Origin of the sequence: Yersinia massiliensis CCUG 53443, assembly GCF_000312485.1 — a bacterium.
Lineage (GTDB): Bacteria > Pseudomonadota > Gammaproteobacteria > Enterobacterales > Enterobacteriaceae > Yersinia > Yersinia massiliensis.
Genome location: NZ_HE997648.1, coordinates 176,832 through 189,962, shown reverse-complemented (window position 1 = coordinate 189,962; position 13,131 = coordinate 176,832). Strand labels below are relative to the sequence as shown.

The window sequence follows — 13,131 nt, the reverse complement described above, 5'->3', positions numbered from 1 at the left end:
GGGGATAACTAAATACCCGCTACCGCCTTAATATAACCCCGCGCCTTCACGGCATATTCAAATGGATTAGCGATTGCAGGGTCTTGCTCTGCTTCCACCACCATCCATCCTTGATAGCCTTTTTCATCGAGGAGCTTAAATACCGGTTTAAAATCAATCACGCCATCACCGGGGACGGTGAAGGTGCCCTTTTTAACGCCATCAAGGAAACTGAGTTTTTTGGCTTTTACTTCAGCAACAACCTCATCGCGAACGTCTTTTAGATGGACATGATTAATACGCGGCAAGTATTTTTCTAGGATGGCTAACATGGCTTCCTGACTGCCTTCGGAATAGTAGGCATGACCGGTATCGAATAGCAGATAAACATCGTCGTTAACCATACTCATATAGCGGTCTATTTCTTCGCTGGTTTGAATGCCTGTTCCCATATGGTGGTGTAAGCAGACTTGCATACCTTTGGTAGCAGCGATTTTGGCTAACGCGTTATACCCTTCAGCCACGCGTTGCCATTCTGCATCCGTAAAATAAGGTTTCTCTTCAAAGACGGCTTTTGTCGTCCCTTGAATACTCTTACTTTGTTCCGAACAACCGATCACTTTCGCCCCCATCGCATGGAGGAAATTCATATGATTAGTGAATTCATCTAGGGTTTTAGCGTGTTGATTGTCAGCAAAGAAAGTACTGAACCAAGCATTGCATATCTCTAAGCCTCGCAGTTCAAGCATAGGTTTCAGTACGTTGGGATCTCGTGGGTATTTACTGCCTACTTCACTGCCGGTAAATCCAGCCAGTGCCATCTCGCTGATACATTGTTGGAAGGTATTTTCTTTGCCTAAATCAGGCATATCGTCATTCGTCCAACCAATCGGCGCGATTGCCAACTTCACACGATCTTTATTCATAATAAGCCTCGGTGATATATCCAATTTATGTAGATGAATACAAATAAAGTATGGCTATGCGGCAGCATGATGGCTGACGCACAAGCAGCAGGTATCGATATTATTTATTATAAAAAACAGGTCGTTGAGGCAAACCGACGGGAACAATTTCGCCACTGAGCTGTGCGGCAATACAAGCATCTGCGGTGACTGCGGCAGCAAAACCATCCCAAGCAGACGGCCCAGTGAGTTTTTCTGCCAGCACATCATTGATAAAAGCTTGTAACTCAACGTCATAGGCGTCGATAAAGCGATCTTTCCAATCAGTTAAAATTTCATGTGATAGCCGAGCTTCACTGCGCAGCAACACCGAGGATGGTTCTGGCAATTTTGCGATACCGCTATCACCAACAACTTCACATTGAATGTCGTAGCCATATTGGCAGTTCACAAAAATTTCGACGTCAATACGTGTCCCTTTCGCCGTTTCAAATAACACGATCTGCGGGTCTTTCAGGTGTGTTTTGGCATGCTTAGCTTTGCGAGGGAAAACAACTTGTACTGAGACATAATCATCATCGAGCAACCAGCGTAATACATCAATCTCATGGATTAATGTGTCCGTAATCGCCATATCCGTGGTGTAGTTCTCACCCACAGTTGGGTTACGGTGGGCACAATGCAGCATCAATGGCTCACCAATTTTCCCGCTGGTAATCACCTCTTTCAGTGCGCGATAGCCCTGATCATAAGGGCGCATAAACCCAACCTGAACTAAGCGTTTACCTTGCGCGGCTTCAGCGTCGACAATGCGTTTACATCCCTCGGCAGTCACGGCCAGTGGTTTCTCACAAAAGACGTATTTCCCTGAGGCAATGGCCGCTAGAACAAACTCTTCGTGGCTCGGCCCCCAAGAAGTGACCAATACCGCATCCACTTCTTTCGCCTTAATCACTTCATAGCCATCAGCGTAAACATTCGCTTCAATACCGAGATCGCGAATAACTTTAGTGGCATGTTCACGGTTGATATCAGTCACGGCAACAACGCGGCTACCCTGCAAAACCTGACTACAACGACGAATATGATCCTGACCAATAGCACCTGTTCCGATCACGCCAATATTTAACGGCATATTATTTTCCTCATGAAGTTTCGGTTTGCAGGGGATAACCTGCTCGTTTTACGGCTTCACATTCCTTTAATAGTCGCGAGCTTTGGCAATGTTTTTTTCTAACTCACGAACTACGGCGTCAGTTCTTTCACTTTCAGAGACCTGAGCAACCCCTACCCGCCACCAACTCAGGTATTTATGCACCATGGTCTTTGGCAATACTTTTATGTCTATTAAGGTTGAAACAGTCTGCGAGCGGCCATCTGCTAAGGCGTCAACCAATTGCTGTTCAGTGGATACACGATAAGTTTTACAGCCATATGCCGCCGCCAACATGGCAAAATCGACTGGCACAAAACCACCATCCAGTTGGCCCGTTTCCTGATTACGAAAACGGAATTCAGTGGCATAGCTGTCCATGCCATGTTCCATCTGCAAGTTGTTGATACAACCATTCGTCATGTTATCGAACAGGATAACGTTGATTTTGCAGCGCTCTTGAATGGAGGTCACCAGCTCAGAGTGCAACATCATAAAGGCACCGTCACCGACCAATGAATAGACTTCACGGCTCGGTTCAGCGAGCTTCACCCCCAAGGCCGCGCTGACCTCATATCCCATGCAGGAATAGCCATATTCAACGTGGTAGCCATTTTCCCCTTTGGTCCGCCACACTCGCTGTAAATCACCGGGTAAACTGCCAGCCGCCGCAACAATGACTGCATCATGAGGTAATTGGCTATTCAATACGCCCAGCACCTGACTTTGTGTTAGGAGAGAACCCGTTTGAGCCATAAACTCAGCAAAAACCTGTTCCCGATCCAAGTGGTCATTAATTTCAGGGATGAAATCATCTTTGCGGTACTCAACCTGATAGACCCGTTGGGTCTCCGCTAATTGCTCTGCGCGCATCCTTGAGATTTCACTGCCCCAACTGGCCTGATAACCGGTAATGCCGAGTTTTTGATGCAATGCCGATAATGCCTCACGCGCATCAGCCAACAGTTGTAAACCATCTAATTTACCGGCATCAAAGGCGCTGACATTGATATTAAGGAATGAAACTTCTGGGTTTTGGAACAACCATTTTGACGAGGTGGTGAAATCGGAATAGCGCGTGCCAACACCAATGATTAAATCAGCTTGTTGCGCCAATGTATTCGCGGCCAGACAGCCCGTTTCACCTATGCCGCCAAGATTCAATTCATGTTCGGAACTGAGAGTGCCTTTGCCTGCTTGGGTTTCTACCCACGGCACACCAAAGCATTCGGCAAATCGCTGCAATACCTGACCGGCTTGCGAGTATTTCACGCCACCGCCACAGACCAGAATCGGCTTTCTTTTTGATGTCAGTAATGCAATAGCATCTGCCAGCATCGCTGCACTGGCAGGCCGACGGTCTAAACGATGAACACGTTTTTGGAAGAAATAATCCGGATATTCGTAGGCTTCAGCCTGAACATCTTGTGGTAAGCAAAGTGTCACCGCGCCAGTTTCTGCTGGGTCTGTCAGTACCCGCATCGCATTAATACATGCGCTCATCAATTGCTCTGGCCGTGTAATGCGATCCCAGTATTTACTCACCGGTTTGAATGCATCATTGGTGCTAATACTCAGATCATGGGATTGTTCAATTTGTTGCAGAACAGGATCGGGTTGCCGCGATGCGAACACATCGCCAGGAAGCAATAATAGTGGGATTCGGTTGGCGGTTGCCGTTGCTGCTGCAGTGATCATATTAGCGCTGCCAGGCCCGACAGATGATGTACAAGCATAGATTTGCTGACGCAGCTTCTGTTTGGCAAACCCCGTCGCTGCATGGGCCATTCCTTGTTCATTCCGGCCCTGATGAACCACCAGATCACCACAGTCTTGCTCGAGTGCTTGTCCAACCCCCAGCACATTACCATGGCCAAAAATAGCAAAAATCCCTTTGATAAATTTGATTTCTTGACCATCAACTTGCAGGTATTGGCTATCCAAAAACCGGACTAATGCCTGCGCTGTGGTTAACCGAATCTTCTTCATTTACCCTTCCTTCGCTCTATTTGCCTGAGGCCTTGGCAACCGAAAATCCAGCGTCTAAGAATGCCTGACGAAGAGTAGAGCCGATTTGACGGCTTCTACTGTGCTGGCGGCAGTGAGTTGAAACATAGCAGGGATTATAAACAAATATTTTTTTCATAAAACAGCAATACAGAAGAAACATTTCATTATGCGATGAAGATCAAATAATCGGTTGAGTGGTGCAATGACTGAGGTATTCACGTTCAGAGCAGCAACACATCATTTTTCCTCGCCCTCTAAAATACATATTTAATTGATATTATTTGGTTTTATTGTATTTCTAGATTTGTTTTTTCGTCCTAAAAAGTCATTAATAACCTAGGTAAATGCTTGATCTAAGTCCTATATTAATACGCCATATCAGGCTTTAATCTGTGTCACACTATCGGGGAAAAAATTTCAACCAATCTTGAAATTGAAATATTTATTCCTCATACTCATTTTAGAAACGCCAAAACAGAATCATTTCATCGGTCATTGTCGGGGCTTGGTTTAATCAAAAAGGAAATGGGGATGGGGACACAACACAAGGTGCTGGATGTCATATGTATCGGGCGTATTGCCGTTGATTTTTATGGGCAACAGATAGGTGCTCGTCTGGAAGATACCAGCACATTTGCCAAATATTTGGGCGGTTCATCAGGTAATGTGGCTTATGGCACTGCCATTCAGGGCCTAAAGTCCGGCATGCTGGCACGTGTAGGTGATGAACACATGGGCCGTTTCTTGCGTGAGGAGTTACAGCGCGTTGGGGCTGATACTCGTTTTCTGATTACAGATAAACAACGCCTGACTGGGCTGGTCATTCTGGGTATTAAAGATCAAGAAACTTTCCCACTGATCTTCTACCGTGAGAATTGCGCGGACATGGCCTTGGTACCAGACGATATTGACGAGTCCTATATTGCGTCTTCAAAAGCATTAGCTATCACCGGTACCCACCTTTCACATCCGAATACCCGAGCAGCCGTGCTGAAAGCATTAGAATACGCTCATAAACATGGCCTACGGACAGCATTAGATATTGATTACCGCCCAGTGCTCTGGGGGCTAACATCACTTGGCGACGGTGAAACGCGTTTCATTGAATCACAAAAAGTGACGCAAGAATTACAGGAAGTGCTGCATCATTTCGATTTAATTGTTGGTACAGAAGAAGAATTCCATATTGCAGGGGGGAGCACTGATACCCTGACAGCACTCCGTAATGTGCGCAAGGCCACACAGGCAACGCTAGTTTGTAAGCGTGGAGCACAAGGTTGTTCGGTGTTTGAAGCGGTTATACCTTCGAACTGGGAAGGCGTCAAACTGCACTCCGGTGTACGGGTCGAGGTTTTAAATGTGTTGGGTGCGGGCGATGCATTTATGTCTGGCCTACTGCGCGGCTACCTCAATGATGAGGGCTGGGAGCAGGCATGCCGTTATGCGAATGCTTGTGGTGCGCTCGTTGTTTCACGCCACGGTTGCGCGCCAGCCATGCCAACAAAAATAGAGTTAGACGATTATCTTCGCCGTGAAAACGCGGTTCCACGCCCTGATCACGATGCCCGTCTGAATCATTTACACCGAGTGACAACACGCAAGCAGCAATGGCCTGAACTTTGTGTTTTCGCTTTTGATCACCGTAAGCAATTGGCGGATATGGCTCGTGAAGCCGGCGTGAGTGAACAACGTATCCCTAAACTCAAAATGCTATTACTCCAAGCGGCACAACAGGCTGCTTTTGAGTCGGGGCTTGAGCATAAAAGCGGCATTTTGGCGGATACAACTTATGGCCAAGAAGCACTCAATACGATTACCGGTAAAGGGTGGTGGATAGGCCGCCCTATCGAGCTCCCCAGTTCTCGGCCGTTACAGCTTGAACATGGCAATATTGGTTCCCAACTTATCGATTGGCCGCTAGAACACGTCGTGAAATGTTTGGTTTTTTATCATCCCAAAGACAGCGCGAAGCTGCGTCAACAACAAGATGAACTGATTCTGGACGTCTATCGTGGATGCTGTAAGTCAGGGCATGAACTCCTGCTAGAAGTGATTTTACCTGAAGATAATAATGATAAGGATGAGCGTTATTATATTGAAACTATGGCTCATTTTTATCAGTTAGGTGTTCAACCGGATTGGTGGAAACTCCCACCGCTTAGTGCAGACAATTGGCAACAAATAGGTCAACTAATCGACGCTCAAGATCCCTATTGCCGTGGCGTACTGATTCTGGGTCTGGATTCTTCTGAAGCCCTATTAAAAGCTGGTTTTGCCGCTGCCGCGCAGGCGACTTGGGTTAAAGGCTTTGCTGTCGGCCGGACCATTTTTGGGCAAGCATCACGTCAATGGCTACAAGGTGAATTGAATGATGGGGAGCTCATAAAGCAAGTGAAACAAAATTACCAAACGCTCATTCGATATTGGCGTTCTTATCGGCCCATAGACCCCATCTAACCTATCATTTATCGGCGCTGCGTCACGAGTACGTTAGCGCCATTATGCTGCTATCTACGCTATTTATTCCCGATTCACCTGAAAAAATCCTGATTCTTGTCAAACTTAATAAACTAATCGCTTTAGGTTACAAGCTTTTCCATTAATATGGTTTGTGAACTGATTCAAGTTGCAATGAAATAAAACCCAATGCCACCATCAGTAAATGAAATTTACTAACCATCTGTTAGAATGCCTGACAGATTGCTTCTCAATTTTCCTCTGCCGTGGGCCGAATGGATGAATAACCCAACTCAACTTTCATTGTTGCAAGACCAAATTCGTCATCGTTATGAGACGTTAAGCAAACGCTTAAAACAAGTTGCCCGTTATATCTTGGATAATAGTAATAGCATTGCATTTGATACAGTTGCTTCCATCGCGGCTCAAGCCAGTGTGCCACCATCAACCTTAATTCGGTTTGCAAATGCCTTTGGTTTCAGTGGTTTTAATGAAATGAAACAGGTATTCCGTCAACATTTGATGGAAGAAACGGTTAACTATACTGAACGTGCTCGGTTGTTCCGCCAAACCTCAACGGATGGCCATACCGCCCCAGAGAAACCCTCTGAAATACTGAATGTGTTTACCATGGTCAACGCGCAAGCTCTGCAACAGTTGGCGGTACAAACCAGTTCAGAACAACTCGATAGAGCCGTTGAATTACTGAAGAATGCCGACAATATCTATGTCATTGGTTTACGCCGCTCGTTTAGCGTTGCATCTTATCTAACCTACGCATTACGCCATTTGGAGCGCCGTGCCTTCTTGATTGATGGTTTAGGAGGCATGTTTGCTGAGCAATTAAGTATGGTGAAACCCAAAGATGTCGTTATCGCTATTAGTTACTCACCCTATGCACAAGAAGCACTAGAACTGGTGGAGTTAGGTGCTAAAAGCGGTGCTCAGCAGATAGCGATTACGGACAGTCAAGTGAGCCCATTAGCGGCTTTTAGTGATGTGTGTTTTGTCGTGCGGGAAGCACAAGTTGACGGATTCCGTTCACAAGTGGCGTCGATGTGCTTGGCACAAACACTGGCGGTGTCTTTGGCACTTAATAACGCAAAAGAATAAATACCTAGGGAAGTTAGGGATAGCCATCAGGCCATTCCAACCTTAATTCGGTTGCGGTCAGCCTAGAAAAGAAATGGGTAGAGTATCCTACCCATTCACTCAGTCATTAACGGCTGCGTATTAGTTTTTATTGACCGGATAGTGATCGCTATTAATCCAAGCGTGATCTTTTTCCCAAGTAAACTTCCATAGCCGTACTGGCCCCGCCATCACATTTAAATAATAACTGTCATAGCCTGCCAGTGTAGCGACAGGGTGATAACCCCTCGGTACCTTTACCACGTCATGGTTATAGACTGGCATACATTCATCCAACGAACGATCGTCGGTATAAACGCGTTGCAGACAGAAGCCCTGCTCTGGATTTAACCGGTGATAATAGGTTTCTTCAAGATAGGTTTCATCGGCGGCATCTTCTTGGTCATGCTTGTGACTCGGATATGAACTGGTGTTCCCTTCATCGGTGTAAACTTCAACCACCAGCAAACTGTCAGCGGGTTCACTATCCGGCAAAATATTATGCACCAACCGCTGATTACGCCCCTTCCCACGCCTCTCGACACCAACATCAGCAGGAGTGATCAATCGGGAAGGTAAATGCCCCTTTGCAGGAGCACGGCATACCGCTAATTCTAAGTCAGTTTCTGCCACAACGTTTACATGGTCATGGTGCGGAACATAAACGGAATAAGGTGGTGTTCGTTCGAACGGACTCATGCGTTTACCAATATGCGGATATTCAGCTCGCTGTGTAGAAACAGAAGCTATACCTGCAACTAATACTAGGCAAAGTTCATTATCACCACTTTCCAACAGCAGCGTTTTTCCCGCCTCAAGGCGATAGACATCAAACCCAACAAAACGCCAGCCCGCGTTCTCTGGTGAGATATGCTGGATACGCCCATTTGCATCCGCTGACTGACATTTTGCAAGCAGTGAAGACATGATGACTCTCCTATTAACAACATGAAATGATTCTAGCGAACACGTTCAAACGGCCTTAACCCAGTGTCGGCATACTGTATTCTGAAACCGTTTGTTGACCCGTTGGCCAACGTGCAGTCGTTGTTTTCATCCGGGTGTAAAAACGTACACCATCAGTACCATGGACGTTTAATGCACCGAAAACAGAACGCTTCCAACCACCAAAGCTGTGAAATGCCATCGGCACGGGAACCGGCACATTAACGCCAACCATGCCAGCCTGAACTTCATGAACAAACTGCCGCGCATAATGGCCACTACTGGTAAAAATGGCGCTTCCATTGCCAAATTCATGGCTGTTCACCGTATCAATTGCTGTTTGATAATCTGGCACTCTGACAATCCCCAGCACAGGGCCAAAGATCTCTTCCTGATAAATTTTCATGTCTGGGGTGACATGATCAAACAATGTTCCCCCCACATAATATCCTTGCTCATAGCCAGTAACGTTATAGTGACGGCCATCTGTGATTAAGGTCGCACCTTCCTTAACGCCTTGGTCAATATAGCCGAGCACTTTTTTCTGATGAGCTGCTGAAATGAGCGGCCCCATTTCATTTTCTTCCCCACCCTGTTGAAGCCCAGGGCCAACACGTAAGCGAGTAATCAGAGGTTTCAACTTTTCAATTAATTTATCGGCGGTACTATCACCGACGACTACCGCGATAGGCAGTGCCATACAACGTTCACCAGCAGACCCGAATGCTCCCCCCATCAAGGCATTTACCGTCGCATCCAGATCGGCATCTGGCATGATGATCGCCTGATTTTTAGCCGCGCCAAAAGCTTGTACGCGCTTACCATGAGCACTGGCCGTTGTGTAAACATGCTCTGCAACGGTGGAAGAACCGACAAAACTTACGGCTTGAATTCGTGGGTCAGTGCAGAGTTGAGCTGCACTTTCATTGGAACAGTGAACAACATTGAAGACCCCATCAGGTAATCCAGCCTCGATTAACAGTTCAGCCAGGCGAACAGACGCGGATGGATCTAGGGCGGGTGGCTTCAAAATAAAAGTATTGCCGCAAGTTAGCGCGACGGGAAACATCCACATAGGCACCATCGCGGGGAAGTTAAATGGCGTAATTCCGGCAACCACTCCCAGTGGTTGCATCATTGAGAAGCTATCAACCCCTGTCCCCACATCTGCGGAGTATTCGCCTTTTAATAGATGTGGAATTCCGCAAGCGAACTCCACCACTTCTAAGCCACGGGTGATTTCACCCAATGCATCGGAATAGACTTTGCCATGTTCACGAACAATCAATTCGGCCAGCTCATCACGGTGTTGTTCAATCAGGGTTTTGAAGTTGAACATGATGCGTGCACGGCGCAGAGGAGTTGTTTGTGACCAGTCGTTAAACGCTTGATGAGCCACGCCAATTGCCTGATGGACTTCTTCAGCGGTGCTTTGCGTCACTTGGCCCTCCACTTTACCGGTGGCGGGATTATAAATATCAGCAGTTTGATTACTGGAACTTAACGATGTTTTCCCACCAATAAAGTTGCCCACGATTCTCATGTCTCACCCTCTTCTTAATAGCCGTTATCGCAAGGGTCATTGAAATGGCTAAAGGCCAGACACCTAACGGACCATGCACTCAATCAGAAAGGGTTATCTTGTCGTTGTACCAAGATAGCCCGCAAGGCGACCAGCCGCCAAAAAGGCAAATCAACCAGCCGATATGCAGACTTTATTCTATTGAAAAAAAAGTTTCAAATAACTTTCTTTAGAAATTTTGTTTTGTGCGATGCTTCGCAAGTTCCTGCAAGTAGCTTAAGTCACTATCAAAAAACTCAGAGTCCTTACGCAATGCGTCCATCCTCCTGCAATTTCTCATCTTTCCACCTGAAATAAGCTGCTAATGTTAAAAAAACAAATAGACTAAATTCATTTTTTATTGGCTTAACGAGCCTAGAATCACTTTTTTTTAGCTTGATATTTGAGCTGGATCGAAAAATTTATATTCCGTTATTTAATAAAAACGAAATGAATGTTCTCATTCTGAACAGGATGCACATTACTTCAATCCAACTCTTGCCCTACCTAGCCACCTCAACAGGTTTATGCAGAAGATTGGCGACAAGGGACATTAAACGGAGTTTTTATGGCATATCAGCAAAGAAGGAATACCGGCTATGTGTTACGGATCTGCGGCATTGCTGCTCTCGGTGGCATCTTATTCGGCTATGACACTGCAGTTATCTCTGGTGCGATAGATTCACTGAAAAGTTACTTTAACCTTAGCCCTGCAGAAACAGGATGGGCCGTCTCCAATGTGGTCATTGGTTGTATTATCGGTGCCTTTATCTCCGGCCCCATTGCTGGGCGCTGGGGGCGTAAAAAAGCCCTGATGTTAGCCGCTGCTCTTTTTACGATTTCGGCTATTGGCGCAGCGCTGGCAACTACTTTCACGGTCTTTGTCATCTACCGAATTATCGGTGGGTTGGCGGTCGGTTTAGCCTCCACGGTTTCCCCTATGTATATGTCTGAAGTCTCCCCTAAAAATATGCGAGGGCGGGCACTCAGCATGCAGCAATTCGCCATTGTATTTGGGCAGATCGTGATTTTTTACGTCAACTATAAAATTGCTAGCCAAGCTACCGAGCTCTGGTTGATTGAATACGGATGGCGTTGGATGATTGGTTCGGCGGTTATTCCCTGCGCACTATTTTGTATTTTTGTCTTCTTTATCCCTGAATCCCCACGCTGGAGCGTGATGGTGGGGAGGGAAGATCAAGCATTAGCGATGCTCACAAAAGTTTCCAATGCCAACCATGCTCAGAACGTATTGAACGAAATAAAACTGTCTTTGGCGGAAGATAAGCAACAACATAAAAACCGTTTGAACTACCGTGATTACCGAGTGCGTTTCATTATTTTTGTTGGCTGTATGCTGGCAATGCTGCAACAAGTGACTGGCGTCAATGTCATGATGTATTACGCGCCGGTCGTGCTAAAAGTGGTCACGGGCAACATGCAAGAAGCTCTATTCCAAACCATCTGGCTTGGCGTACTTCAATTAGTCGGTTCAATTATCGGTGCCATGTTGATGGACCGAATGGGCCGCTTACCACTGATGCGATTTGGCACCATTGGCACCATCCTTGGATTACTGATCACCTCATTCGCCCTCTTCAATCAGTCGACCGGTTATCTGGCGTTATTTGGCATGCTGTTCTTCATGATTTTCTATGCACTTTCATGGGGGGTGGGAACTTGGGTACTGATTTCTGAGATCTTCCCCAACCGTATGCGAGCGCAAGGCATGAGTATTGCCGTCGGTTGTATGTGGGTGGCGAACTTCGCTGTTTCACAAAGCTTCCCGATGATGAATGACCAGCCGTACCTCTCATCACAATTTCATGGTGCCTTCCCTATGTGGATTTTCGCTATCTGCTGTTTATTCAGCTATTGGTTTATTTGCCGCTTTGTGCCTGAAACCAAAGGAGTTGCATTGGAGCATATGGAGGAAGCCATGCTGGCTAAGCGAGCAAAAAAATCACGGCCAGAGACAACACCGATCATTCACAGTGAGAGTAAATAATTCCTTTTATCAGGCGGTCAGGGCTTCGTACTGATGATCACTCAACCATTCTTTTCCGAGCTTTACGGCTCGGAAAAGAAAGCTATCCCAAGCCTCTATTTTGGTAGGAGTAGGTACTATGTTTATTGCACCCGACCGTTTCTGTATTAATCGCAAAATCGCGCCCAACTTAAGTATTGAGAGATTTTTCCGTCTAGTGAGAAAATGTGGGTTAAGTAAGGTTGAGTTACGTAATGACATGCCTGGTGGGAAAGTGGCTGATGAGTTAACGACAGCACAGTTGAATGCATTGGCTGGTGAATATGAAATTGAAATTGTCACCATCAATGCTTTGCAATACTTCAATCTACCCGAGCACCGGCCTGCACTGCTGTTAGAGGCAGAAAGTATGCTTAAACAAGCACAAGCGATTCATTGTCATGGCATCATTTTGTGCCCGAACTGCAACGCCAGCGATCGACGATCTGCACAGCAAAAAGAGCAAGATACATTGGATGCCCTGCTGCTGCTGGCCCCACTCTTCAAAAAATATCAGATAACAGGGTTGGTAGAACCTTTAGGATTCGGCATAAGCTCATTGCGTTCTCACTTACTCGCACAGTCCATCATCCGCAAATCTGCTTCACCCTATAAAATAGTTTTGGATACTTTCCACTACTATCTGAGTGATATGACTCAAGCTGAATTTGATGCCCATATTGACGTCGACATACTGGGTTTGGTGCATCTATCTGGTGTCGAAGAAACTAGGTTGAAGTCTACTTTGACTGATGAAGACCGCACCATGCTAAGCGATCAGGATAAGTTGAACAGTAAGCAACAGGTGGCAAATCTCGAGCGGCTGGGGTATCAAGGCATCTATGCTTTTGAGCCGTTCTCATCACAGTTGAACACATGGTCAGAAGCTGACATTGAAAGAGAAATTCGCCAGAGCATGGCCTATTTGCAAGGTTAATATACCCAGCAAACAGACTTAACGAAC

At 46.2% G+C, this 13,131-nt stretch carries 9 protein-coding genes; 4 read left to right on the top strand and 5 right to left on the bottom strand.

Annotated features, from left to right (window positions below; genetic code table 11):
* Positions 1 to 8: 8 nt before the first annotated feature.
* From iolE to iolD, 3 genes are all read right to left on the bottom strand, one after another.
* Positions 9 to 905: a myo-inosose-2 dehydratase gene (gene iolE / locus BN68_RS18940; protein ID WP_019212762.1), complete on the bottom strand. Its 897-nt coding sequence runs from the start codon at positions 903 to 905 to the stop codon at positions 9 to 11.
* Positions 906 to 1,005: 100 nt separating this feature from the next.
* Complete coding sequence (locus BN68_RS18935; protein WP_019212761.1) at positions 1,006 to 2,019, bottom strand: Gfo/Idh/MocA family protein; 1,014 nt, start codon at positions 2,017 to 2,019, stop codon at positions 1,006 to 1,008.
* 66 nt (positions 2,020 to 2,085) lie between these two features.
* The gene (gene iolD, locus BN68_RS18930) at positions 2,086 to 4,026 is read right to left on the bottom strand and encodes a 3D-(3,5/4)-trihydroxycyclohexane-1,2-dione acylhydrolase (decyclizing) (protein ID WP_019212760.1); all 1,941 of its coding nucleotides are present in this window, start codon (positions 4,024 to 4,026) and stop codon (positions 2,086 to 2,088) included.
* 552 nt (positions 4,027 to 4,578) lie between these two features.
* Here iolD and BN68_RS18925 point away from each other — a divergent pair.
* Together BN68_RS18925 and BN68_RS18920 are read left to right on the top strand one after the other, a co-directional pair.
* A complete protein-coding gene (locus tag BN68_RS18925) occupies positions 4,579 to 6,504 on the top strand; it encodes a bifunctional 5-dehydro-2-deoxygluconokinase/5-dehydro-2-deoxyphosphogluconate aldolase (RefSeq protein ID WP_019212759.1) in 1,926 nt (641 codons plus the stop codon).
* Between the two features lie 279 nt (positions 6,505 to 6,783).
* A complete protein-coding gene (locus BN68_RS18920) occupies positions 6,784 to 7,617 on the top strand; it encodes a MurR/RpiR family transcriptional regulator (protein ID WP_042806980.1) in 834 nt (277 codons plus the stop codon).
* Positions 7,618 to 7,737: 120 nt separating this feature from the next.
* Here BN68_RS18920 and iolB read toward each other — a convergent pair whose 3' ends face one another.
* Positions 7,738 to 8,562, bottom strand: coding sequence for a 5-deoxy-glucuronate isomerase (gene iolB, locus BN68_RS18915; protein ID WP_019212757.1), 825 nt, complete (start codon positions 8,560 to 8,562; stop codon positions 7,738 to 7,740).
* A gap of 55 nt (positions 8,563 to 8,617) precedes the next feature.
* Entirely contained in the window at positions 8,618 to 10,123 is a 1,506-nt protein-coding gene (locus BN68_RS18910; RefSeq protein WP_019212756.1) for a CoA-acylating methylmalonate-semialdehyde dehydrogenase, read from the bottom strand.
* A gap of 586 nt (positions 10,124 to 10,709) precedes the next feature.
* Here BN68_RS18910 and BN68_RS18905 point away from each other — a divergent pair.
* Both BN68_RS18905 and BN68_RS18900 read left to right on the top strand, forming a co-directional pair.
* The gene (locus tag BN68_RS18905) at positions 10,710 to 12,149 is read left to right on the top strand and encodes a sugar porter family MFS transporter (protein ID WP_019212755.1); all 1,440 of its coding nucleotides are present in this window, start codon (positions 10,710 to 10,712) and stop codon (positions 12,147 to 12,149) included.
* Between the two features lie 118 nt (positions 12,150 to 12,267).
* The gene (locus BN68_RS18900; protein ID WP_019212754.1) at positions 12,268 to 13,104 is read left to right on the top strand and encodes a TIM barrel protein; all 837 of its coding nucleotides are present in this window, start codon (positions 12,268 to 12,270) and stop codon (positions 13,102 to 13,104) included.
* Positions 13,105 to 13,131 lie beyond the last annotated feature (27 nt).

Coding starts and splice junctions, on each gene's coding strand:
- BN68_RS18920 (WP_042806980.1), top strand. CDS start 6,784: ATGAATAACCCAACTCAACTTTCATTGTTGCAAGACCAAATTCGTCAT.
- BN68_RS18910 (WP_019212756.1), bottom strand. CDS start 10,123: ATGAGAATCGTGGGCAACTTTATTGGTGGGAAAACATCGTTAAGTTCC.
- BN68_RS18935 (WP_019212761.1), bottom strand. CDS start 2,019: ATGCCGTTAAATATTGGCGTGATCGGAACAGGTGCTATTGGTCAGGAT.
- BN68_RS18900 (WP_019212754.1), top strand. CDS start 12,268: ATGTTTATTGCACCCGACCGTTTCTGTATTAATCGCAAAATCGCGCCC.
- iolD (WP_019212760.1), bottom strand. CDS start 4,026: ATGAAGAAGATTCGGTTAACCACAGCGCAGGCATTAGTCCGGTTTTTG.
- BN68_RS18905 (WP_019212755.1), top strand. CDS start 10,710: ATGGCATATCAGCAAAGAAGGAATACCGGCTATGTGTTACGGATCTGC.
- iolB (WP_019212757.1), bottom strand. CDS start 8,562: ATGTCTTCACTGCTTGCAAAATGTCAGTCAGCGGATGCAAATGGGCGT.
- iolE (WP_019212762.1), bottom strand. CDS start 905: ATGAATAAAGATCGTGTGAAGTTGGCAATCGCGCCGATTGGTTGGACG.
- BN68_RS18925 (WP_019212759.1), top strand. CDS start 4,579: ATGGGGACACAACACAAGGTGCTGGATGTCATATGTATCGGGCGTATT.